This window comes from Clostridium sp. MB05 (genome assembly GCF_046581255.1).
Classification (GTDB): domain Bacteria; phylum Bacillota; class Clostridia; order Clostridiales; family Clostridiaceae; genus Clostridium.
In genome coordinates this window covers 2,239,117-2,261,736 of the sequence record NZ_CP174370.1, presented here as the reverse complement: position 1 = coordinate 2,261,736, position 22,620 = coordinate 2,239,117, and the positions used below count along the sequence as shown (strand labels likewise).

At 27.1% G+C, this 22,620-nt stretch carries 23 protein-coding genes; 3 read left to right on the top strand and 20 right to left on the bottom strand.

Going from position 1 to position 22,620, the window contains the following annotated elements; genetic code table 11:
* Positions 1 to 2: 2 nt before the first annotated feature.
* From ACH36K_RS10565 to ACH36K_RS10525, 9 genes are all read right to left on the bottom strand, one after another.
* Positions 3 to 284 carry a DUF4176 domain-containing protein gene (locus tag ACH36K_RS10565; protein WP_411167590.1) on the bottom strand — a complete coding sequence of 94 codons (282 nt, stop codon included), beginning with the start codon at positions 282 to 284 and terminating at the stop codon, positions 3 to 5.
* A 116-nt stretch (positions 285 to 400) separates the two neighbouring features.
* Positions 401 to 1,129: a hypothetical protein gene (locus tag ACH36K_RS10560; RefSeq protein WP_411167589.1), complete on the bottom strand. Its 729-nt coding sequence runs from the start codon at positions 1,127 to 1,129 to the stop codon at positions 401 to 403.
* Complete coding sequence (locus ACH36K_RS10555) at positions 1,120 to 2,412, bottom strand: hypothetical protein (protein WP_411167588.1); 1,293 nt, start codon at positions 2,410 to 2,412, stop codon at positions 1,120 to 1,122. The genes ACH36K_RS10560 and ACH36K_RS10555 overlap by 10 nt, the downstream gene beginning before the upstream one ends.
* 2 nt (positions 2,413 to 2,414) lie before the next feature.
* Complete coding sequence (locus ACH36K_RS10550; protein ID WP_322382055.1) at positions 2,415 to 2,735, bottom strand: hypothetical protein; 321 nt, start codon at positions 2,733 to 2,735, stop codon at positions 2,415 to 2,417.
* A gap of 9 nt (positions 2,736 to 2,744) precedes the next feature.
* The gene (locus ACH36K_RS10545; RefSeq protein ID WP_411167587.1) at positions 2,745 to 3,092 is read right to left on the bottom strand and encodes a hypothetical protein; all 348 of its coding nucleotides are present in this window, start codon (positions 3,090 to 3,092) and stop codon (positions 2,745 to 2,747) included.
* Positions 3,093 to 3,114: 22 nt separating this feature from the next.
* Positions 3,115 to 3,417, bottom strand: a complete 303-nt coding sequence (locus tag ACH36K_RS10540) for a hypothetical protein (protein WP_411167586.1) — start codon at positions 3,415 to 3,417, stop codon at positions 3,115 to 3,117.
* Between the two features lie 169 nt (positions 3,418 to 3,586).
* Positions 3,587 to 3,949 (bottom strand): hypothetical protein, encoded by a 363-nt coding sequence (locus ACH36K_RS10535; protein ID WP_411167585.1) that lies wholly within the window; start codon positions 3,947 to 3,949, stop codon positions 3,587 to 3,589.
* A gap of 34 nt (positions 3,950 to 3,983) precedes the next feature.
* Positions 3,984 to 4,118 carry a hypothetical protein gene (locus tag ACH36K_RS10530; protein ID WP_411167584.1) on the bottom strand — a complete coding sequence of 45 codons (135 nt, stop codon included), beginning with the start codon at positions 4,116 to 4,118 and terminating at the stop codon, positions 3,984 to 3,986.
* 15 nt (positions 4,119 to 4,133) lie between these two features.
* Entirely contained in the window at positions 4,134 to 4,379 is a 246-nt protein-coding gene (locus ACH36K_RS10525; RefSeq protein WP_411167583.1) for a hypothetical protein, read from the bottom strand.
* A 664-nt stretch (positions 4,380 to 5,043) separates the two neighbouring features.
* Between ACH36K_RS10525 and ACH36K_RS10520 the strand changes: the two genes are divergently transcribed.
* A complete protein-coding gene (locus ACH36K_RS10520) occupies positions 5,044 to 6,867 on the top strand; it encodes an LTA synthase family protein (RefSeq protein ID WP_411167582.1) in 1,824 nt (607 codons plus the stop codon).
* A gap of 57 nt (positions 6,868 to 6,924) precedes the next feature.
* On the opposite strand, the gene ACH36K_RS10515 is transcribed toward ACH36K_RS10520, so the two are convergent.
* The 6 genes from ACH36K_RS10515 to ACH36K_RS10490 all read right to left on the bottom strand — a co-directional run bounded on the left by ACH36K_RS10515 (position 6,925) and on the right by ACH36K_RS10490 (position 14,091).
* Positions 6,925 to 8,037 (bottom strand): YcjF family protein, encoded by a 1,113-nt coding sequence (locus ACH36K_RS10515; RefSeq protein WP_411167581.1) that lies wholly within the window; start codon positions 8,035 to 8,037, stop codon positions 6,925 to 6,927.
* 82 nt (positions 8,038 to 8,119) lie between these two features.
* Positions 8,120 to 8,869: a hypothetical protein gene (locus ACH36K_RS10510; protein WP_411167580.1), complete on the bottom strand. Its 750-nt coding sequence runs from the start codon at positions 8,867 to 8,869 to the stop codon at positions 8,120 to 8,122.
* Between the two features lie 233 nt (positions 8,870 to 9,102).
* The gene (locus ACH36K_RS10505; RefSeq protein WP_411167579.1) at positions 9,103 to 10,425 is read right to left on the bottom strand and encodes a 6-phospho-alpha-glucosidase; all 1,323 of its coding nucleotides are present in this window, start codon (positions 10,423 to 10,425) and stop codon (positions 9,103 to 9,105) included.
* A gap of 28 nt (positions 10,426 to 10,453) precedes the next feature.
* Positions 10,454 to 12,010 carry a PTS transporter subunit EIIC gene (locus ACH36K_RS10500; protein WP_411167578.1) on the bottom strand — a complete coding sequence of 519 codons (1,557 nt, stop codon included), beginning with the start codon at positions 12,008 to 12,010 and terminating at the stop codon, positions 10,454 to 10,456.
* A gap of 194 nt (positions 12,011 to 12,204) precedes the next feature.
* A complete protein-coding gene (locus tag ACH36K_RS10495; RefSeq protein WP_411167577.1) occupies positions 12,205 to 12,945 on the bottom strand; it encodes a MurR/RpiR family transcriptional regulator in 741 nt (246 codons plus the stop codon).
* Between the two features lie 9 nt (positions 12,946 to 12,954).
* The gene (locus ACH36K_RS10490; protein ID WP_411167576.1) at positions 12,955 to 14,091 is read right to left on the bottom strand and encodes an NADP-dependent malic enzyme; all 1,137 of its coding nucleotides are present in this window, start codon (positions 14,089 to 14,091) and stop codon (positions 12,955 to 12,957) included.
* Positions 14,092 to 14,322: 231 nt separating this feature from the next.
* On the opposite strand from ACH36K_RS10490, the gene ACH36K_RS10485 reads away from it, so the two are divergent.
* The gene (locus tag ACH36K_RS10485; RefSeq protein WP_411167575.1) at positions 14,323 to 14,721 is read left to right on the top strand and encodes a PTS sugar transporter subunit IIB; all 399 of its coding nucleotides are present in this window, start codon (positions 14,323 to 14,325) and stop codon (positions 14,719 to 14,721) included.
* Between the two features lie 6 nt (positions 14,722 to 14,727).
* On the opposite strand, the gene ACH36K_RS10480 is transcribed toward ACH36K_RS10485, so the two are convergent.
* On the bottom strand, positions 14,728 to 15,375 hold the full coding sequence (locus ACH36K_RS10480; protein ID WP_411167574.1) for a hypothetical protein: 648 nt from the start codon (positions 15,373 to 15,375) through the stop codon (positions 14,728 to 14,730).
* Positions 15,376 to 15,539: 164 nt separating this feature from the next.
* On the opposite strand from ACH36K_RS10480, the gene ACH36K_RS10475 reads away from it, so the two are divergent.
* Positions 15,540 to 15,743, top strand: a complete 204-nt coding sequence (locus ACH36K_RS10475; protein ID WP_411167573.1) for a hypothetical protein — start codon at positions 15,540 to 15,542, stop codon at positions 15,741 to 15,743.
* Between the two features lie 314 nt (positions 15,744 to 16,057).
* Here ACH36K_RS10475 and ACH36K_RS10470 read toward each other — a convergent pair whose 3' ends face one another.
* The 4 genes from ACH36K_RS10470 to ACH36K_RS10455 form a co-directional block, all read right to left on the bottom strand.
* Positions 16,058 to 16,636 carry a uridine kinase gene (locus ACH36K_RS10470; RefSeq protein WP_411167572.1) on the bottom strand — a complete coding sequence of 193 codons (579 nt, stop codon included), beginning with the start codon at positions 16,634 to 16,636 and terminating at the stop codon, positions 16,058 to 16,060.
* Positions 16,637 to 16,797: 161 nt separating this feature from the next.
* On the bottom strand, positions 16,798 to 17,145 hold the full coding sequence (locus ACH36K_RS10465; RefSeq protein ID WP_411167571.1) for a hypothetical protein: 348 nt from the start codon (positions 17,143 to 17,145) through the stop codon (positions 16,798 to 16,800).
* A gap of 235 nt (positions 17,146 to 17,380) precedes the next feature.
* Positions 17,381 to 21,421 carry a collagen binding domain-containing protein gene (locus ACH36K_RS10460; protein WP_411167570.1) on the bottom strand — a complete coding sequence of 1,347 codons (4,041 nt, stop codon included), beginning with the start codon at positions 21,419 to 21,421 and terminating at the stop codon, positions 17,381 to 17,383.
* Between the two features lie 231 nt (positions 21,422 to 21,652).
* Complete coding sequence (locus ACH36K_RS10455) at positions 21,653 to 22,606, bottom strand: AraC family transcriptional regulator (RefSeq protein WP_411167569.1); 954 nt, start codon at positions 22,604 to 22,606, stop codon at positions 21,653 to 21,655.
* Positions 22,607 to 22,620: the final 14 nt, after the last annotated feature.

The window sequence follows — 22,620 nt, the reverse complement described above, 5'->3', positions numbered from 1 at the left end:
TCCTAGGTTGTGGATTGAGCTTTTTCTCTTTGCATTGCTGCAGCAAGGGCAAATTGTAGTTCCTCTTCATCTTGGTATCCAATAAATAATAATCTTGTTAAATCTTTGTGATTAAATAACTTTATTTGATTTTGACTTTGTATTCCAAAAGGAGCTAAACATCCACAATAGTCGTAAACTTCTCCCCCTTCTTCCTTTCTCATAAGCCTTCCTATAATCATTATTTTTTCTTTCTTCTCAGGATCAATCATGACTACTGAACCAATAGGTAATAATTTATACATTTCTTTCTCTCCTTTTATCTATTAATTCTTTAATATATTTTTCTACCACCACGTGATCTCCTAAATACTTATTACTATTTTATTCATAAAAGCATAAACTTTATAAATAAATTTATCTATTTTTCTTCTATACTTTCTATATATTCTCTTAAATCTTCTATTAAATCATATTGTTTATACTTAAAAACAAGGTAAGTAGTAGCCCAGGTAAACCATAATATAAGTACATATGATAATCCTAAAACTAAGTAATAAGGTTTAAATATATTAAATGCTACTATCCCTACTGTTATTATTCCTCCCAGAGCTGGACTTACACCTCTATACTTCCTGTTTGTATTTGCAAATTCCTTTAAAAACCTCTTAGGTGAATCATATACTGTAGCTATTATTATTGGAATTAAGAAACTAATTAGTAAAATTATACTCTTTATATAATCTATGTCTTTCCAATTTCTAAATAAAATAATTTGAAAGATATATATTATGGTAAAGCTCATTAGAAATATTAATACAAAAAAATATATTGCACTTTTATACAATAATTTTCTATTGCTAAATTTATCCTCTCTTACTTTTAAGTCTAAAATTAGAGCAATAATGCTTACTATAAATAATGGCATGCTATAAAATAACTTTATAAATATAGATACTTGTCCAAAAAATAGTAAAAAAATACTTATACATATCAATAGTAAATTAAATACATATCTGCTTCTTTTTCCTTCTAATATTTTATTGCTTTTATAAAAATTTATTTGTTTATCATACTCTCTAACTAATACCTTCATTGACTTTATATCATTGTTCTCTTTTAATTCTTTAATATATTTTTCTACCACCATAATGTATTCCACCAATCTTCAATATCATTTGCCCTATATTTAGTCCAATCTAATCCTGGCTCTAAAACCTTATTGTAAATATCAGTTAGAATCGGATCTACTACCGCCCCATATAATACTCCTGTAGCTATTCCCCCTATAATTCCTAATATACCGCCAACTATTGTACCTATAGGTGGTGCAAAAAATGAGCCTACTGCTGCCCCTGTTTTAACTCCTATCCATGCCCCTGCATAAGCTGATCCAACTATACCTAATGTATCTATCCCAGCTGCAACAATTACATCATCTAATTCAACTCCATTTTCAGTATATTCTTCCCATTGCTCTGTAGTTATTTCATAAACTTGAAAAGCCAGTGCTGCTCGTCCAGCCCATTTTGCAACCTTGCCTGTGTAATTTTGAACTTTATTGAAGGTTGTAATTTTATTTACATTAGATAGCTTTGCACTTCTTATATTTTTTAATTTTACTAACTGCTCCTCCATTAAATTAACTTTAGCTTTAGATAACTGACTCCTACTTATAGTTGAAGTTAATTTATTTATTTGACCTTGTATAGAATTTATATCTAACTTATACATGCTTAAATCTTTACCAATATATTTACTGTGCATAAATGCTGCTATTGATCCACTAGAGACTATATCAGCAAGTTCCTTTACATTACCTGCGTGCGAACTTCCTTTATCAAGTGATAATATTTCAATTATAAGTAGCTCCTCTTGACTTTTCACTGCTTTATCATGAATTTCCTCTAACTTTTTCTTTAACTCACTTTCATTTAATTTCTCTAACTCACTTAAAATTCTCTGAGTTTCCATATCATATAACAAAGAAATTTTCAAAGCTACCTCCTTAGGTAACCCTTGATTAATTAATAAATCATACAACTTCTCTTGTACTTCATCCTCTTGATTGAATTTTAAAATTGTAATATAAGTGTTATAATCTTTGTTATCCTCTATATACTTTAATTGATTGTTTATAAGATCTTTTAGTCCTATATCCAAAGGTTCTATTTGACTATAAAAATCAACGAACTTTGGTTTAAAGTTCTCATATCTATTTATTTCATCATTAATATAACTTTTTAATGTATTAACATTATCAAGTAAATTTGACTTATCCCATATATAACTTGGTACACTTGCATTTGATACATTAGCAGTAACTGAATCTACAAGTGATTTAATCTCTTCTAAGTAATAAATATTACTTTCTATTTCTCTTATAGTATCATCACAATTGCTATAATCTGCTAAGAATATATCCTTTGACATAGCTAAACCTCCAAATAATTTGGTAATTGATCCCTCTCTTCAATTAGTCCTTCTGTTAATGCAGCAACTTCTTCTAAATATTGTTTAAGCTGTAATATCTCAGCAAGTCTTTGTAAATAGTCTAATTTCCATTCTTCAAACTTACCTTTAAAAGAATCATAGCTTTTTCCAACCCATCCCTCGTTGCTCTCTATATTAGAAATTTCCTTTTCTAAGTCTAGAAAAAGTTCGGTTAGTTTTTCTATTTCATCATTAAATGTATTACTTAATTCTTTTATGTTTTCCATCTCAACATAAAAATTACTATTTTTTATTCCTGCCATGTGTACCTCCTAATATTCTAACTGGTTATATAAGGAACTAATTCTATCATGTAAATTGTTTATTTCATTATTAACAGCATTTATTGCATTTGATATCTCATTGCTAATGTTATCATTTATAGAACTAATATTGCTATGAGATAACTTAAGTTTTTCAAGTAATACTTCTTCTCTTCCTATTCCATCTTCACAATTTCCACATACTTTTTCATATTGTGAAGTTTCTAGTTGCCTAATGCCATTACTTATAGAATTACACTTGTTATTTGCTTTTTTAAGATAATATATTGAGTCTTCACATTCTTGTATTCTTCTATTTAAGTAATGTATTTTTTCATATATCTCATCATTACTCATTATTGCCTCCCATAAATTGTTATTAATTTTTTTCTAAAGATTTAGATATTTCTATATCTTTATCAAAGGCATCATTACAAGCATCATTCATACACTCAGCTAGCTTTTTTATATTTTTAATTGATTTCTTAAAATTCTTTAGTATATCTTTCCTCTTATCATTAAATCCATCTCTATACTGGCCCTTCATCTTTGCTTCAGCAGATTCACATTCTCTATCTAGTTTTTCATAAGCGCTGTTTGATTTATCATATATATCCATAATTTTACTGTATGAAACTTTTATCAAATCATAGTTAAAATTAATAGTATCTTTTTTACTCACATAACTCACCTCAATAAAATTCTAATCATATTATACCATTTATTAACATATATTTCAAATAATAGTTATTGTCAAGTTATATATTACATTAATTTATCAAACTTTTCATTACAATTAATATTAATGTTGCTAAACTACTTAATTTCTCATTTCTTTTACCTACCTTGTTCTAATTCTGAATGTAAAAGAGTATTTTATCAACCAGAAAAACTTTATAGCTCGTTACGTAGAATCGTTGTAAAGTACCATTAAAATCAACTCCCTTGGCTTTTTGAAATTCTATGAAAGCCTTAATGTCACCAACATGGCTTTCAATTATTTTAGGACTTTTTCCATCTTCAATTAAACTTATATTGAAATCTTCTATTATTTCAATACCACCTCTTTCATTTGTAGAAAAAACTTGCCAACTATCTTTTATTTCCCTAATACCTATTTGATTTTCCTCTATATCTTTCCCATGAAATGTTATCTTTTTATATCTATTTAATTCTTCATCTTCTATTACTTTAATTGCTTCATTAAGTGTCATATAATTCATCCCCTTACTTAATTATTTTTAATAACTATAATTCTTCTAAAATATCTACTGGTAACGGTAGTTGATATTGTATTCCCCCACCACTTGACCCAAATCCAGACGCTATTTCTCCTTTATATGATATTAAATCATCGTATGACTTTATCTTTTTATATGCCATAAAATTATTGATATCTTAGACTAACTCTTTATCAGTGTAATTCCTTATATAATCACTTAATTTACTTAAATCATCTGTAAATTCATATTGATGATATTTAGCTAAGTCCTCTATATAAGGTAAAGAGCTGTTATCGTAACTATATGGCTTACCATCAATCACAGGTAATGTAAATGTTCCATCAGATGGCCCATATCTATCAATAATCTCTCCATTTGTAGGAAAATGTGTGTCCTTAATAGCCTTTCCACTACTATCCAAAACATAACCGCTATCTGGCACCGGCTCCAATCTACTGAACCTTTTGCTTTTAATACATCTGAACTTTTAGGTATTTGGAAATTATCAGGCCATTTTCCAGTATTCAAATACTGCTCTGCATAATTAGTTTTAAAATAATTATCATTGCTTTTTAGATATTGATATAATTTTTCATTAGAACACGTTATTTCTTTTAACAATTCTTGTATTATTCTTAAATTTCCTATAGGGTTACTAACCCCCTTTATACCATCGCTAATTTCATTAAGATTATTCATATTCTTTAAGAATTCTATATCTGAAATATGTTTTTTAAAACCTACTTCCCAATCTGCATATAAAGTATTAAAAAATACCTTTTTGCCTCTCCTTCAAATCCATTATTTCTTATATACTCTAGAATACTATTTAATCTATTTAATGAACCTTTTAGTTGTTTTTCAGTATTTTCATAAATTTTAAAATCATTTTCTTTTTCAACAATAGCTTCCTTAATATTATCTAGTGTCTTTACTAAATCATCTAATTGTTTTAAATAAACAGTTATCTTAAATAAAAAATCTCTGTTTTTTTGATATAATAATTATTAATATAGATATAATTTAATATTTGATATAAAATAAATTAGACAAGAAATAAACATGCATATTTGGGAGGATACTATATGAGGGAAAAATTAAAGAAAATAGTATTAAATAATTGGCTTTTTATATTTATGCTATTAGTCATACAAGTAAAATCAATGCTTTTATTATCAATGCTTAGAACTCCTAACTCATCAAGCATAAACTTTGCTACTATGTATTTTGGAGTCCCTGCTATTGGAACACACCTTTTAATAATAGCATTAATATTAAGTGTTATGTATTTATTTAAATACAAGGGGAAGGTTAAAGCAGCACTAATAATTGATGTAATTATCACAGCTTTATTTATAGCTGATATATGGTATTACAGAAATAACGGTACATTTTTATCAATTAGACACATTTTACACCCAGAAATATTTAATCCTACAGGAAAAAGTTTACTTAATTTCAAACCTGTAGATTTAATATTCTTTATAGACTTTATAGTTATCTTTATTTTATTTAGATTAAATAAAGTACGAGATTATAAGGATAATTCAAAATTAAGTTTAAGAATTTTAAAAGCATCTACAGTATTTTTAGTAAGTGGTTTTATGATTTTTATTTCTCACTATACTATAGATATAAAAGGAAAAATTCCGGGACAATCCTTATTTAGATTATCTTGGGCTCCTTTCCAAACCTTTAGTGATATGAGTCCACTTGGATATCATGGTTTTGATTTAGTTTACTTTACAGGAAGAAATAAAGAGTTAACTAATTCAGATATTAACGAAGTAAAAACATGGTTAGATAATAATAAAGAGATCATTCCTGACAATGAATACAAAGGAATGTTAGAAGGTAAAAATTTAATTGCTATTCAAGTTGAATCATTAGAAAACTTTGTTATAAATAAAAAAGTTTATGGTCAAGAAATAACTCCTACTTTAAATAAATTATTATCACAAAGTTTATATTTTGATAATATATATGAGCAAAATAACTCAGGGACTAGTTCTGATGCAGATTTAATGGTTAATACATCTATTTTTCCAGTAAGAGAAGGTAGTACTTTTCCAACATATCCTTGGACATCATACAATAGCTTACAAAACATATTAAAGGATAAAGGTTATACTACAATTTCGACTCATGCTGAATTACCTGGAAGTTGGAATTGGGCAGAGCCTCATAAATCTTTTGGTACTGATAAACTATGGGATATAAATGAATTTAATGTAGATGAAATCATTGGACTAGGCCTTTCTGATGAGTCTTACTTAAAACAAATATCATCTAAGCTAAAATCTGAAAATGATCCTTTTTATACATTTTTGGCAACACTTACAAGTCATGGACCTTTTGAAATACCAGAGGATAAGAAGTTATTAGACTTACCTAAGGATTTAGATGAAAATATGTTAGGGAAATATTTTCAAAGTGTTAGATATACAGATGAAGCAATAAAAATATTTATAGAAGAACTAGAAAAAAATGGTCAATTAGATAATACTGTCCTAATGATTTATGGAGATCATTGCGGTGTTCATAAATTCTATCAAGATGAAATAAAAAGTGCTCCTTTAAATGAAAATTGGTGGCAAGAAAATAATAAGAAAATACCTTTTATAATTTATAATAAAGATATAAAAGGAACAACTATTTCCAAATCAGGTGGACAAGTAGACTTCCTGCCAACTATATCTTATCTTTTAGGTGCAGATAGGTCTGAATTTGATAACACTTCTATGGGAAGAGTTCTTGTAAACACTAATAGAGATGCAACTATTTTAAATAATGGAGATATAATGGGTACTCCAAAGGATTCAAATGAAGAAAATCATTTAAAGGATTCATTTAAAATTGCAGATTTTATTATCGAAGGTAATTATTTTAAAACAGTAAAAAATAATTAAAATTAAATTATATAGACTTAAATGTGCTAATGATTTTTAAAAATCATTAGCACATTTTTATTTTCTATTTTTAAAATGCTTTTTAAGTTCATCATGCATCATTTGTGATATTTCCTCGCTTTTAGTTACCTTTCCTTCATATTGATTTATTGCTACTCTCTTCATAACCTCTATATAAGAAAAAGCTAAAGCCGTAGTCAATAAGCTAGCAGTTGTACCACTAATAGCTCCTCCAATTGCTGTGCCTGCAACTGGGATAAACTTTAATAAGTTTCCAACTATTGTTTTTCCTGCTATAGTTGCACCTGCTATTCCCCCAACGCCTGAGGCTATAGCTACTAATAAATCTTTATCAACTTTAACACCAAAAATAGTAGTTATATGTGCAAGCATTCCAACTTGTGCAGGAATAAGTATTGCTGAATCAGAAAAAGGTATTGGTGAGAACCCTACTCCAAAAGAAGTACCTACATAACCTAATGCCCATTTAGTAGCTGCATCTACTTTTCTTTTCATATCTACCTTCTGGGCATTGTTAAAAGCCCGTCTTATTCCTTGAGGCAAAACTTCATATGTCTTTTCTACAAGTTCTTCCAATCCAAAGCTAGGGATTTCGACACTTCCGAACTTTATTGGATCAGCAAGTACTCTTTGAATTCCCCTTATATTCAAATTTAAATTATCTATATATTCTTCAAGCTCAATAGAGTTATCACTAAAGCTTTGAGTTAAAACTATAATAACTGGAACTTTTTCAGATAAATCCTTTATCCATTCTATTTCAAAATTTTCTATTCTATTTGATAAAGAATTTACACAATACCAAACGATATGTATTAAATCATCAGAATTTATGTCTTTACTTTTATGTATTCTATCTATTTCAGTATCAATATCATTTCTAACTTTTTCTTGAATAGTTTTATCTAACTCTAGTCCTCTACTATCATATAAATTTATAGGAACACCTTCTTTAGTTATTTTCTTCAAATGTTCAGTAACTGGTCTTCCTATTCCTGTTTTAGCTAAGTTTTCTCTAAAAATACTATTTATTAAAGTGCTTTTTCCAACTCCAGTTTTCCCAATTAACATAATATTAGCTGGCGTTATTTTATTATTTTCCTCATTTATTTTATCAAATAAATCATTTATAAAATTATAGTTGTCCATCTAAACACCCCTATTTTATTATAGCATTTAATACAGAAAGCTGTACCTGTAAATTAACTTCTTATAACTATATTTATTATATCTATTTTCTAAATTTAATATAGGAGATTAATATAGTAAAAAACATTCCCATTACAATAAAAATAGAAAACATTATTCCGTTTTTATTTTTATTACTTTCTAAAGCTTTACCGCTATTTACTACATTTTTATTTTCTTCATCTCTATTTAATTTATACTTGGAGTTCTCTAAGTTTATATTATCTTCTTTATATTGTTGATTTACTTTAGAATCATTACTTAATGTTTCTTTTGATTCTCCAAACTCTTCTTCTATCGCCTCTTCTATATTTCCAATAATTTCTTTATTATTAATATCTCCTAAAACTTCTTTTGTAATTCCTTGCATATTATCTTTACACAATTCATAATATTTGTTTATTTCATTAACATTACCTTCAAATATTATGTCATTGGTATTTTTATCTTTAATAGAGAAATTACCATTTTTAAAACTAAAGTCTATATTTAAATTTAACTTATTTGCAATTGAAGTACCATCTTTATACATATTCAATATCTCACTTAGCTTAAAATCCTTTATATTAGTTTTATCTTTAATATCCTCTGCTAAGTCCTTTCCTTTATCTAATATATCTTCAATATCATTTTTATTTATTTCTAAATCATTTATATATTCAATAAGATTTTCACTATTTACACCTATAGATTCTAGATCTTTATATGTATTTGCAGAAACTCTTATTCTTTCAGCTATTAAAAATATACTTATAGCGAAAATCACTATTAAAATTTTTTTACTAGTTTTCATATAAATATACCCCACATCTTCTTTTATTAAGAGTATTGACGTATGCCCCCTATTTTTAATCATTTCACAAGACTTTTTTTGATTTTTATATTTATAAACTAAAAAATATCATTAATATTTTCTTTATCTAAATAATGCTACTATATAGTATTAGCTTTAGTAATATTAGAAAAATAAAAAATAATAGAGCCTTCTAAAAATGAAATATCTTTTTAGAAGGCTCTAATATTATATTAAGTTAAATACCAATAATCTTTATTTTTATCCATTAAATCATCTAATACAGCTTTTGCCTTTTCAGGATTTACAATAGTTCTATTCAAAGTTAATGCTTGTAATGCTTTAGTATAATTTTTTTCTAAGAAAGCTTCAACTGTAAGAAGTTCATATGCATGTTGTGCTTCCATTAATCCCTTATAAAATGGCTTTATTTCTCCATATTTATAAGGATGAGCTCCATCTTTTCCTACTGTTCCTGAAACTTCAACTATTGCATCCTTACTAAAGTTAGTTATTATATCATTATTTCTGCTCATAAGGATAAATTCGTTATGAAGATCGTATGATATTGATTCAGCAAGTTCAATCATTAAATCTCCAAATACACTATTTGTTATTAATTCTATATCTTCAACTGAATCAGTATCAGTAGCTTTAGCACATATATCCCAAACTTCTTTTTCTCTTGAATCCTTTGCTTCATCTGCTCTAGTATAATTAGGATCACTTTCAGCTACTATTTCTTCAGGGAAGAAATAATATTGAAGATATGTTGTTGGAATATATTCATCAAAGAAGTTCATATATTTATTTACTCTTAAGTAAGTATCTAACCAAGACTTAGAACGTTGTTCTGCATTATAAGGCTTAAAGTCATAATCTCTTAAGTATGTTCTCAATTGATCAAAATAGTCATTCCCATCTATATCTTTAAGCTCTGTAAACCATCCGAAGTGATTTAATCCAAAATAAGTAGCTCTTAAATTTTTTTGCTCAACTCCTAAAATTTTTGCATAAGATCTCATAAGTGAGTATGGTTGATCACATAAATTTAATATTCTCTTATCATCTGGGAACACTTTATCCAATCCCAAAGCTACTATTGCAGCTGGATTAGTATAATTTAATATCCATGTATCCTTTGAATGCTTACGTACTTGATTAACCATTTCCACCATTGCTCCAAGGGATCTCATTCCATAAGCGAATCCTCCTGGTCCACAAGTTTCTTGTCCCACTAATCCGTGTTTTAGAGGAATTTTTTCGTCAAAGCTTCTCATTTCATTTTTCCCTACACGCATTTGACAAAATACAAAATCAGTTTTTTCATATGCTACATCTGGATCAGTAGTAAAAATAACTTCTGTTTCCTTACAATAAGTTTTTAAAACTAATCTAATATAGTCCTCCATTTTTGATGTTCTTTCATTATCTATATCATAGAATATTACTTTTTTTAGTGGAAATCTATCCTTTAATTTAACTAAGCTCCCTACTAAGGCCGGAGTTCTTGCACTTCCTGCTCCAGTTATTGTAATTATGTTACTACTTCTCATTTCTATCCCTCCACTGTATTTTTTTATTTTACATATTTTCTAATTCTTCATCTACTGCATTTCTAACAAATTCAACTAAAGGTCCATAAACTATGTGAATATGCTTAGCTGCTGGGAAGAATATCCCTGTACAACCAGAACTCTCTAAAATCTTACGATCTACTTCTTTAACGTCTCCTAAGTCTATTCTTAAACGAGTTATGCAGTTATCTACATTTTTAATATTTGATTTTCCACCTAAACCTTGTATAACAATTTTTGCTATTTCATCATATCTCTTTTCTTTTATAAGTGTGTTGTCCGCTGATGGAGAATCTTCTCTTCCTGGAGTCTTTAAATCAAATTTTATTATTGCCCACTTAAATACAAAATAAGTAACAACTGCTAAAATTAATCCTATTATTATAAAGCTAATCCAATGAGTATTTTCATAAAGTAATCCAAATATTGCAAAGTCGAAAATAGTACCTCTTATATATCCTATTGCTACACCAGCAAAAGATAATGCTACTGCTCCTATTCCTATTATGCATGCATAAGCTACATACAATAATGGTGCAATAAATACAAATGAAAATTCTAATGGTTCTGTAACATTACCTAAAAGAGCTGTTACAATACAAGTTATCATTAAAGACTTAACTAACTTTTTATTTTCTTTATAAGCTGTTTTATACATTGCTAGTCCTATAGCTGGGAAAGCAAATAATGTACATAGCATTTGTTGTTGTGCCATAAATCTTGTTAATGAAGGCATCATGCTCCAATATTCACTAGTAGGTCCTTGTTTGAATAATACTTCATTTAAAGTAGGAACAACACCAACGAAGGTTTCTCCATTTATAACATAAGACCCTCCCGCTTCTGTAAATCTAAATAAAGCATTCCATAGATGGTGAAGTCCAAAAGGAATAAATAATCTTTCACCTGCTGCTGTAAAGAATGGTCCTACTGGACTTAAGAAAACTACAGATAACTTAGTTAATAAAGCTACAAATATTTCCCATATAAATGGTATTGTTAAACCGATTGCAACCATTATTCCCATTGTTATTATAGGAACTGATTTTTTACCTGAAAAGAATGCAAATGCAATTGGTAATTCAAGTTTATAGAATTTATCTGTTGCCCATGCTGCAACTAAACCTGTTATAATTCCGCCTAAAGCGTTTACATTCATGGTTTGTATTCCTAATACTTTTATTTGACCAAATTGACTCATGACTTCTGGTGCTGCTAACTTTCCAGTTACATTTAACCATACATTCATTGATACAATTAAAATTATATATCCTATTGTTGCTGCAAATACTGAGATCCCCTTATCTTTTTTTGACATTCCATATGCAACACCCATTGCAAACATTAATGGAATATTATCAAAAACAGCACCTGCTATAGTTCTTATGTTAACTAATATAGTATTAAGAACTTGATTACCTAGGAATGGGAATCTTGCAATCATATAAGATTGAACAAGGGCTCCCGTTATACCTAGGATCATTCCTACTGGCGCCATAACTGCAATTGGTAGTAATAATGTTCTACCAAATTGTTGAATCTTTTGACTAAACTCTTTTGACATTTCGCCTTCCTCCATTTATTAAATTAAATATATTTTATGAATACCTTTACTTAAAAGAGCGCTCTTCTCAATAAACATTTTACTTTCTGTTAGAAAATGTTGCAATAACTATAAGTGATACTCTTTTCCTTTATAAAGTCTCAGGTCACAAGAAGTGAACTAGGTCACAAAAAAATAGCCCGCAGATTTGCGAGCTATTTTTTATTAAACTCTTTAATTGAATTTACTAGCATTTCAATTACAATAAACATTCCTATTCTAGATATACTATCGTTAAATTTAGTTTCTGTCTCACTGGCTACACAATGTAAGGTATAATCACTAATTCTTGATAGTTCGTTATTTCCAAATGATGTTATAGCTATAGTTCTACACCCTTTAACTTTAGCTATGTTAGCTACCTCTAATATCTTTTGAGTAGTACCTGATAGAGATATTAAAATAACTAATTCATCACTTTCTAATGTACTTCCAACTAAGGTTAATAAATTATAATCCTTAACAAAAATACACTTAATTCCTAAAGTTAATAGTATATGATTTAAATAGTAACCAGCAGCTTTGCTTGTCCCCCTTGCAAAAACGTATACAGTTTTAGCTTCTATAACTTCTCTAGAAATCTTTTTATATAAATCTGCTTCTATGATCACAAAGGTTTTCTCAATATTTTGTCTTAGTCCATATTGTAAGTCCTCTAAAACCTTTATATCATCTTCAGCATTATTATTTGACTTTAAATAATATTTCAAATCAGAGAAACCCTCAAAGCCTAGTTTTTGTGACAAATTAATAATTACAGTTTTAGAAGTAAATGTCTCCTTAGCTAAATCACTTATTTTCATTTTTATTACTTTTTGTTGATTAGTATAAATATATGTAAACACCTTCTGCTCACTATTAGTTAATTTGTTAAATAATTTAGCTAACTTCTCCATAAAAACTCCTTACTTTTTAAAACTACAAATTACCTCACAAACTAAATCTACAATTTTCTTATCAAATACGCTTGGAATTATATTATCAGCATTTAGCTCATTTTCATTTATACAATTAGAAATTCCTTTAGCAACTTCTAATTGCATTTCTGTAGTAATTTTATTAACACGTGCTTTTAAAGCTCCTTTAATTATTCCTGGGAACACTAATAAGTTATTTATTTGATTAGGATAATCACTTCTTCCAGTCGCTATAACCTTTACATTAGCTTCCTTAGCTACTTCAGGCATTATCTCTGGAGTTGGATTTGCTAAAGCAAATATTATAGCATCTTTACTCATTGATTCTGCCATTTCTTTTGTTAGTATATTTCCAGCACTAACCCCTATAAATGCATCTGCTCCAACTAATACTTCTTTAAGTGTACCAGTTTCATTTTTGTTAAATTTAATAGCACATTCTTTTTGATATTTATTACTTGAATTATCACTTGTGATTATACCATATCTGTCACAAATTACAACATTATGAAATCCAGCTTCAAATATTAAATTAGCTATAGCTATTCCTGCAGCTCCAGCTCCATTAACTACAATTTTAATATCAAATCCTTTTTTTACAACTTTAATAGCATTTAAAAGTGCTGCTAAAACTGCAATAGCTGTACCATGTTGATCATCATGAAAAACTGGAATATCACAAATTTCATTTAATCTTTCTTCAATTTCAAAACAACGTGGTGCACTTATATCCTCTAGATTTATTGCACCAAAACTACCTTCTATAAGCTTTATTGTATTTATTAGTACATCTACATCATTATCATTTATACATATAGGAAATGCATCAACTCCTGCAAATTCTTTAAATAAAAGACATTTACCTTCCATAACAGGCATTGCAGCTAAAGGCCCAATATTCCCAAGCCCTAATACAGCACTTCCATCAGTAATTACACCAACTAAGTTTCCTCGTCTAGTGTATTTATATGAAGCTTCGCTATCCTTTTCTATCTCTAAACAAGGATAAGATACACCAGGAGTATATGCAACTGCTAAGTCTTCATTGCTATTTACAGGACACCTGCTTATAACTTCTATTTTTCCTTTCCATTTTTCATGGGCTTTCAAACTTTTTTCTTTCATAAAATCACCTTCCTTCCTATGTATAATAGGATTTTTTTTGTTATCATTCAATAAAATTTGCAGATTTAAGACCTAGGTAATTTTTATAAGTGCTATTTATTTTGTTAATGTGAAAAATATTTTTTAATAAAAAGTTATTATATTTTATTTTATAAACTTTATATCTTTATATATAATAGAATTATATATTAGTAAATATTTATATAATTAAAGTATAGGGGGTATTTCAAATTGCTAGTTTATATATGTTGTGCTGGAGGGCTTACTTCTAGTTTGTTTTGTTCAAAAATAAAAAATGCTTCTACTGAAGATAATATTCTTATTGATGATATTATGACTGTTCTATTAAATTATGAAGAATTTAATGAAAAGTATGATCTTATCCTTGCTTATGGTCCTGCTGAATTTATAAAAGAATCTTCTGTAAATGACTATAGTTTAAATAATCTTATTGATTTAATTTTAATATGCCCTCAAGTGAGATTTTTGTTGCCTTCAATAAAGAAAGTTATGGATCCTTATTCAATTAAATGTGATGTGTTAAATATGAAAACCTTTGGAACTATGAATGGAGAAAAAGCATTAGAAGATATAATTGAATATGCTAATAATTTAAAAAGTCAAGGATAGCAAATGCTATCCTTGACTAATATTATATACTTCACGTAACTTATCTTTATAATCTATTGGATAAATTATATTAGACCTTATTAAAACAGTATCAATTTTATTTACCTTTAATTTATATATTTTATCTACAGGTTTATATATAAGGTTAGGCTTGTCTATTTCTAAATGATATTTTTTAGTTCTAGAAGAACCTACTTCTAACTTAATTAAATTATTTTTATAATCATAAATAAAGGTAGAAGAGGAATACGGAAATAAAAATAAAGTAATTGCAATGACTGTTAAAACTATAAGCCAAAAAACTGGTTCAAGAATAATATTATACTTAATCATATTTCCTATATTAATAGAAATTAATATAATCCAAAACCATCTTGGATACACATAATGGACATTTGTTGAAAAAAGTATCTTTTCTTTATTTAATTCTTCTGCTAATACACTTAATAAAGGCTTTTCATCATTTTTTATATTTGCTATTTTGTAAATTCTAATTCTTTTTCCATATAATATTCTTAAAAAATAGTCATCATCTATATAAGCTGCTCTAACCTTATTTAAGTCTAAAGTACTCTTATATAAGAATCTATAGAATATTATTTTATTATCTTTTATTTCAATATATTTCTTATTGTGATAGTTATGTATTATCATCTGCTTTTACCCCATGTTCAATTTTGATCTCATTAAATACATAATAAAGCTCATACATTATATACTTATATTAAAATAATATTGCAATATTGTAAAGTTTTTACATAAAGACTCTATTATTCTATCTTCCTCCAACGACTACATCATAAATTGCTTTTTATACTTTGAAATTTTGGGGTCATCCTAAGGTTTCATTAACTTCTAATATAAAAGAGGACATGGTTCATAAAGACTTAGAAAGCAATACAACAAGATTTTATATTTTTGATAAAACACCAATAGATAGGGCTACCGGAAATAAATTAAGAAGTTACAAAGTGGAAAAACTAGGATTTTTGTATTTAGCAGAATATTATGGAGAAACATAATATCGATAAACTACTTCTTAATAACTATATACTAATTTAAGTGACCACAATGTATTATTGCTGATATTATTATTCCATTATTTCCCAGAAAATATATTTACTTATCTAGACCTAAACTATAAAAAGCTTTCTTTTAACAATACTTTAGAAAGTTATATATTTGTATGTTATGTAAATAAATATAAAAGTAGAGCTAATAAAAAATATTTATTGACTCTACTTTTTAAAGTTAGTTTCTCTGTATTAATTATTTTATAAGAATATTAGGACACTATCTTCTAATTATCTCCACAGCCATTTACTACTAAATCTGCTCATTCAGATGGTCTATGTTCTATCATGTATTTATCTTCTTCTACCATCCATACTTTTTCCCATATATCCTTTCCTGACTCTCCCTCACGTTCAATTCCTCTTCTCAGTCTCAATTCTCTTGGACAATCAACGAAAATTTTAAAGTCATAAAAACCTGCTAATTCTTTTCTTGTTGAATATACACCTTCTATAATTACAATTCCACCAACAGATACTCTATGCCACTCGCTTAATGAATCGGAACACCAATCATATCTTTGATAATTTCCTTCTTCATTATTTGCTAATGGCATCAGCACTTGTTTTCTTAATCTTTGCCAGTCAAAATCTGCACCAATAGGCTTTTCTTCTGGAGTATCATTTATTCTTGAATTTGACGGCAAATAAAAATCGTCCATATGTATAATTGTTATTTCATTACTTAATTCTGAAGTTTCTTTTGCAAATGTACTTTTACCAGAGCCTCCACATCCATCTACTCCCATTAAAAGTGTTGACTGCTTTCTTTGTAAATTTTCCATAGTAATTAATAGTTGTTGAAATGATTTAAATGTTCCTCTAACACTCTTAAAATTCATATCTTATTAGTCCCTCCATCAAGATACATCCTTAACCGTGGCTCTGTTAAATATTTTTGTTGATATGATAGTTGCGTAATCACATACAAACAAATTCTTAGAATTTCATTCTTTCTATAGTAAATATCCTAATATAAAATTTATTAGAATTCTAATAAATTTTAGTTAAGTGTTTTTACTATTTCTAATCCATATTTATTTAATAGCTCTAAATCAGGTTCACTATAAAACTCTAATAGCTGACTTAATATAACATTAGTTTCAGTTTTATAGCTTAACACCCTAGCCTTGGCTTCTCTTCTAAAATCACTCCAAGTCCAAAGATGTGCTGTTTCTTCAATTGCTTGAACTTCACATATGTAATTATTAGATTTTAGAATATACTGTGCTAATGACACTTTTTTATTATCTTTGTCAGTTATATATTCTTGTGAATACAATTTTATAACTTCTTTAGTTTCTCTATCTAAATTAGAATATTTAATATATAATTCTTTAAACTTTCCCATTGAAATACTCCATTGTTTTTATATTTATATTTATTGTTATATTATATCATTTTAATTAATAAAAAAGTGGACATATGTAAACTGAAGGTAAGGAAAGTATAAAATAGATCTACTTTTCCACATTGAATTACTAAAAGCCTTATATAACCACATTTTCAAAACTTTAAACTTTTATAACTGGTCTAAACATTAAAATAGGCTTAATAATATTTTTTAATACTATTAAGCCTGTATATTATTTATTTTTTCTTAAATATAAACCTAATGATATTGTTGCTAAAGCCAAAACATATAATCCTGCAGTACTTCTGCCTCCAGTTTTAGGCAACCCCTTATTGTTTTTTGGGGTTATTGTAATATCATTATTAGGCTTACTTGGTTCTTCAGGTTTTATAGGGTCTTTTGAGTTTTTAATTTCTAATTTTATCTCTTTATTTTCTTCATTTATAGTAATCTTTTGTTCATTTTTATCTAAAACATATCCTTTGGGAGCCTCTATTTCTACTAGCTTATATTCTCCGTATGGTATATTTATAAATTTAGCCTCACCATTTTCTCCTGTTACTACTGTTTCAATTACCTCATTATTTAAATTTCTAAGTTCGAATTTAGCACCCTGAAGCAATTTTTCTTTATTATTACTATCTACCTTCTTTATAGAAATAGATCCTAGTAGTAATTCAGGTTTCTCTGGAATTAATGGTATTTCTTCGTTTTCAATATTTAAGTTAATATCCTTAACTTCTCTATCTATTTTAATTTCTGTTTCATTATTATTTAATAAATATCCCTTTGGAGCTTCTATTTCTACTAGTTTATATTCTCCGTATGGTATATTTGTAAATTTAGCTTCACCTTTTTCATTTGTTGTTAATGTTTCAATTACCTCATTATCTAAATTTCTAAGTTCAAACTTAGCACCTTGTAGTAATTTTTCTTTATTTTTGTTATCCGTCTTTATTATTGAAATACTACCTAATTTATAGTTTTTAACTACAAGATCTAATTTTTCCTTTGAGCTTATAGATACTTCTATATTTCTCTCTTCATCCAAGAGCTGATATCCTACTGGAGCCTTTACTTCCTGAAGTGTATATCTTCCAAACTTTAATTTAGGAACTTCTATAACACCATTTTCATCAGTAACTGCTTTTCCTATAAATCTTTCTTTTGAATCATATAAGTCAAACTCTGCTCCTGACAGCTTGGTTTCCTCATTATCAGCATCAACTTTCACTATCCTTAGACTACCTACCTCTCCACTACCAGTACCTGATCCATCTGTAATTCTAACTACTATTTCTTTTTCAAATGGTTGGTTTTCAGTTTTAAATCCATCCCCTTCAAAATGAACACTATTTGATATTTTAGAATAATCTACATCTGTTATTATCTTAGTTTCATATTCCACATAATACATAGTATCAATTGGTTTTAAAAACTCAAATTTAAACATTTGTTTACCACTTGTCAAATCTGGTGGGTTAACTGTAACCTTATAGTCAGTATATAAACTATTATCTGAAGCTTTATAAACTTTAAAACTATCTTCTATAACTTGATGACCTTCACTTAAGGTATCGACTAAAGTTGCATTTTCTATTTCTGACAAGCTCTTATTTACAGCTATTCTCCACTTGATGTTTCTTCCTATTTGCTGCCCTTCTTTTTCTACAAATTTATCATGATCTGTATAAGTTACCTTTCCTGAATAATCAACATCACCTACAGTTGCGGTGTTTAGGTATTCTGATTGAGATTTACCTATTATTTTTGTTTTAAAAATAATCCTATAAGCACTAGTTGCGCTATTTATTTCTATTTTAAAGCTTTTTTCATTTATTTCTTTTATTGTATATTTGCTACTATCTACCTTTTGGCCAATCTTCATATTGCCATTTGCTTCAACTGAATATTCATAAACTTCTATAGAATCCTTATCTATTACTTGATTATCTTTTATAGTATCTAAAACTTCTATACTTCCTAGATTTTTAGATAAATAATTTAAATTGATTGTCCAAGTAATTTCCTTTTTATTTCTATCTAAAACCCCTGATTTATTCCCATTATCACTTGCTATATTGCTTACTGTTTGAGTTGCTGATTTAGTTATCGGCGCTTTTATATTGCTTCCTGTAAATACAGCTTCATTTACATACTTTGTTTTATTAGCTATATTCAAATGTATTTCAGGATCAAAATTTGTTCTATAAGTTATTGTATATAAAGCATCCTTAACATCTTCTAAAAATATAACCTTAAATCCTTTAGTTAAATCATTAGCTTCTATAAGTTCTAGCTTATAATTAATATCCTTTTTTAAAGTAGTATTACCTTTCTTCACTATAAAAGTATCACTAATTAATGATAATCCTCCATTTGGAAATGTATCTCTTATCACTAAATCTTTAATAGGCTCTTTTAATGGATTTATAGTTATTTTCCAGCCCATTGTCTTTTTAGAATAATCTATACTACCATCTGATGATTTTGTAAAACTATTTGTAATTGTAGGTCTTTTAATAATATTTCCTGTTCCAACTCCATTAAGAAAAGCTTCGTTACTAAAACTTACTTCATCATTGTTTGTAATATCTGTTCTATAAACTAATCTATAGGCACTATTTATATTTCCTAAATTAACCTTAAAACTTGTATTTCCATTTTCATTTTTTATATCTTCTGCTATATATCCTGGTAAGGCATCTCCATCTATAGTAGCATTTCCATTGCTATCTAACTTTAATTTATAAACCTTAGGTGAGTTTTTATCAAAGCTCAAACCTGGTTTAATAGTATCCTCTACTATAGCTTGATCTATTGATTCTTCCCCAGTATTTACATCAATTGTCCATATAATATACTTTTCATTATAACCTATAGTTTCTTTACCACTTTTACTTATTAAACTTCCTCTTCTTATATTTACTGTGTAGGATACATTCTGACCTGAAAAACTAGCATTATTTGAAAAACTAGTTTTAGTTTTATCTGTAATATTTGTATCATATTCTATTTGATATGAATCAGATATATTTCCTAAATTCACCTTAAATAAAGATGGATTTTCATAAGGCTCAAAACTTAGAGTGTATTCTGATGGATTTACTATAGTCTTATTTAAAATACTTCCGTCATCATTTAAAGTTAATTTATATACATTTACGGAGCTTTTATCTAAAGATAATCCTGCTTGCATTGTATCTTCAACAATAGCTTCATTTATATTTGACATTGATTTATTTATATCAATAGTCCATTTAATTTTACTACTATTAAATGTCTTATCTGCTTCCCCTTTTTTACTTAAATCGCTTCCTTTATTTATAGTAACTTTCCCAGTAGATTCTTCTCCATTGAAATTTGCTTTATTAGAAAATAAGGTTTTGCTTCTATCAATTATTTTTGTGCTATAAGATATTCTATATGCACTATTTATACTTCCTAAATTTAGTTTAAAACCATTTTTTGTCTTATCAAATGTATATTTACTTGAATCTACTATATCCCCTAAAGTTGTACTTCCATCTAAATTTACATTTAATTTATATACCTTTAGAGAAGCTTCTTCAAAACTTAAGGACTCATCAAAAATATCCTCAATTAATGCATTATCCACTTTTGCTAGTGTTTTATTTACATCTATTGTCCATGCTATTTTATCTGAATTTACTGGTTTATTAGCTATACCACTCTTTTCTACTGAAGATGCTATATTTTCTGGCTTAAATCTTATTACTATTGTTTTTTCTTCTTTATTAGAAATTGGGAAGGTAATTTTGACTGGATTTTCTCCTTTAATAACTTCTTTATTAAACTCACTATTAAATTGTACTGTTCCTTTTACATTTGAATGAGTATTTGCATAATCATTAAAAACAAGTCTTAATTTACCATCCATGCTTAGATAAAATTTTCCTACTGATTCTCCATCTCCTATATAAAGATCACCTTCAACAGTATTATATATGCTAAATACTTTAGGTACTTGTATTTCTGTATAATCTCCAGACTTAACCTCTTCTCCATTACCTATTTCCCAGTTATAAAATAAGGATACTTTAGCTCCTTGGTCCATTGGGTATTCAGTATTTTCATCAATTATATTGCCCTTTGAATCTTTCAAGACTACAGATTTGATAGTATCTATTGCCTTATTTTCATCTTTAGTTAAATTATCATTAGCATATGCAGGGAAAGACATCTGAATAAGAAAAAATATGGTAACAATAATCGATAGTATCTTAGGTTTAATTTTTTTGTTAGAAATCATTACAAAATCCTTTCATATTTTATCACGCATATGAATTGTAATTTATTCCCACAAATTCATCTATATTGTTTTTGCTATTATATATACACTTTCTTGCTATAGGATAATTATTTTTAAAAGAAACTAATTATTTTTATATAACATATTTGAAGTATTTAAAATTTGGGATCTGTTAGACATTTTTGTTGATATGATAGTTTCGTAATCACATATGAGCAAGTCTTTAGAATTTTATATATTACTATTGCATAAACTTAAATATGAAAATATATTTCTTAAAATTTCTGTTTTATATTCATTTTTATATTCTATATTAAAATTGCTACTTAGATATTTATTACTTTTTCTATATTCTCTAGGAGAGCACTTATAAATAGTTTTAAAAATTTCATTAAAGGTTCTTGTACTTGAAAATCCACTTTCATATGCAATTTCTGTTATAGAATTGTTTGTCCTTAATAGTAAGTTTAATGCTTTGTCTATTCTTGCATTATTTATATATTCTTGAAATGATATTCCTATATTCTTTTTAATAAAATGAGATAAATAATAAATACTTAAATTCTCTCTATTGGCTATTTCAAGTAAAGTTATTTTTCTATCTAAATTCTCATTAATATACTTTAAAATATTTTGAATTCTAGCTAAATCTTTAGTTATACTTTCCTTATTTTCAATATCATAAGTAAAATTATTTATTAAATGTGCTCCAAGTAAATTTATATCACTTCCAACTATAAACTGATAACCCCTTCTTTTTTCAGTTAATTCCCATACTATTTTAGCTAAATAATACCTTATAACATCAAATTTTTTTTGCTCATCATCACTATAAATAAAAGATTTACAGTCAAACTTAGTATTATTAAATAGTGTATATATTAAAGCATAATAATCAATATCTATATTAGCTTCTAATATAATATTATCTTCCTTAGTTTTTATTAAATTATGAACTTCATTAGTATTTAATAAGATAAGGTCTCTTTCTTTAAGAAAATATATATTGTTACCAACTCTAATATTAAGGCTCCCTTTTAAAATTAATATAATTTCTATTTCTTTATGACATTGAAGTTTACTTTCGTAAATACTATATATATAAATTTTAATAGGTAATCCATCTTCTATTTTTATTAGCTCATTGCTATAGTTCATATTTACCTCTCTTTTTTCATTGTTCATACAATATGTATCTT

Coding starts and splice junctions, on each gene's coding strand:
- ACH36K_RS10565 (WP_411167590.1), bottom strand. CDS start 284: ATGTATAAATTATTACCTATTGGTTCAGTAGTCATGATTGATCCTGAG.
- ACH36K_RS10560 (WP_411167589.1), bottom strand. CDS start 1,129: ATGGTGGTAGAAAAATATATTAAAGAATTAAAAGAGAACAATGATATA.
- ACH36K_RS10555 (WP_411167588.1), bottom strand. CDS start 2,412: ATGTCAAAGGATATATTCTTAGCAGATTATAGCAATTGTGATGATACT.
- ACH36K_RS10550 (WP_322382055.1), bottom strand. CDS start 2,735: ATGGCAGGAATAAAAAATAGTAATTTTTATGTTGAGATGGAAAACATA.
- ACH36K_RS10545 (WP_411167587.1), bottom strand. CDS start 3,092: ATGAGTAATGATGAGATATATGAAAAAATACATTACTTAAATAGAAGA.
- ACH36K_RS10535 (WP_411167585.1), bottom strand. CDS start 3,949: ATGACACTTAATGAAGCAATTAAAGTAATAGAAGATGAAGAATTAAAT.
- ACH36K_RS10530 (WP_411167584.1), bottom strand. CDS start 4,118: ATGGCATATAAAAAGATAAAGTCATACGATGATTTAATATCATATAAA.
- ACH36K_RS10520 (WP_411167582.1), top strand. CDS start 5,044: ATGAGGGAAAAATTAAAGAAAATAGTATTAAATAATTGGCTTTTTATA.
- ACH36K_RS10515 (WP_411167581.1), bottom strand. CDS start 8,037: ATGGACAACTATAATTTTATAAATGATTTATTTGATAAAATAAATGAG.
- ACH36K_RS10510 (WP_411167580.1), bottom strand. CDS start 8,869: ATGAAAACTAGTAAAAAAATTTTAATAGTGATTTTCGCTATAAGTATA.
- ACH36K_RS10505 (WP_411167579.1), bottom strand. CDS start 10,425: ATGAGAAGTAGTAACATAATTACAATAACTGGAGCAGGAAGTGCAAGA.
- ACH36K_RS10500 (WP_411167578.1), bottom strand. CDS start 12,010: ATGTCAAAAGAGTTTAGTCAAAAGATTCAACAATTTGGTAGAACATTA.
- ACH36K_RS10495 (WP_411167577.1), bottom strand. CDS start 12,945: ATGGAGAAGTTAGCTAAATTATTTAACAAATTAACTAATAGTGAGCAG.
- ACH36K_RS10490 (WP_411167576.1), bottom strand. CDS start 14,091: ATGAAAGAAAAAAGTTTGAAAGCCCATGAAAAATGGAAAGGAAAAATA.
- ACH36K_RS10480 (WP_411167574.1), bottom strand. CDS start 15,375: ATGATAATACATAACTATCACAATAAGAAATATATTGAAATAAAAGAT.
- ACH36K_RS10470 (WP_411167572.1), bottom strand. CDS start 16,636: ATGAATTTTAAGAGTGTTAGAGGAACATTTAAATCATTTCAACAACTA.
- ACH36K_RS10465 (WP_411167571.1), bottom strand. CDS start 17,145: ATGGGAAAGTTTAAAGAATTATATATTAAATATTCTAATTTAGATAGA.
- ACH36K_RS10460 (WP_411167570.1), bottom strand. CDS start 21,421: ATGATTTCTAACAAAAAAATTAAACCTAAGATACTATCGATTATTGTT.
- ACH36K_RS10455 (WP_411167569.1), bottom strand. CDS start 22,606: ATGAACAATGAAAAAAGAGAGGTAAATATGAACTATAGCAATGAGCTA.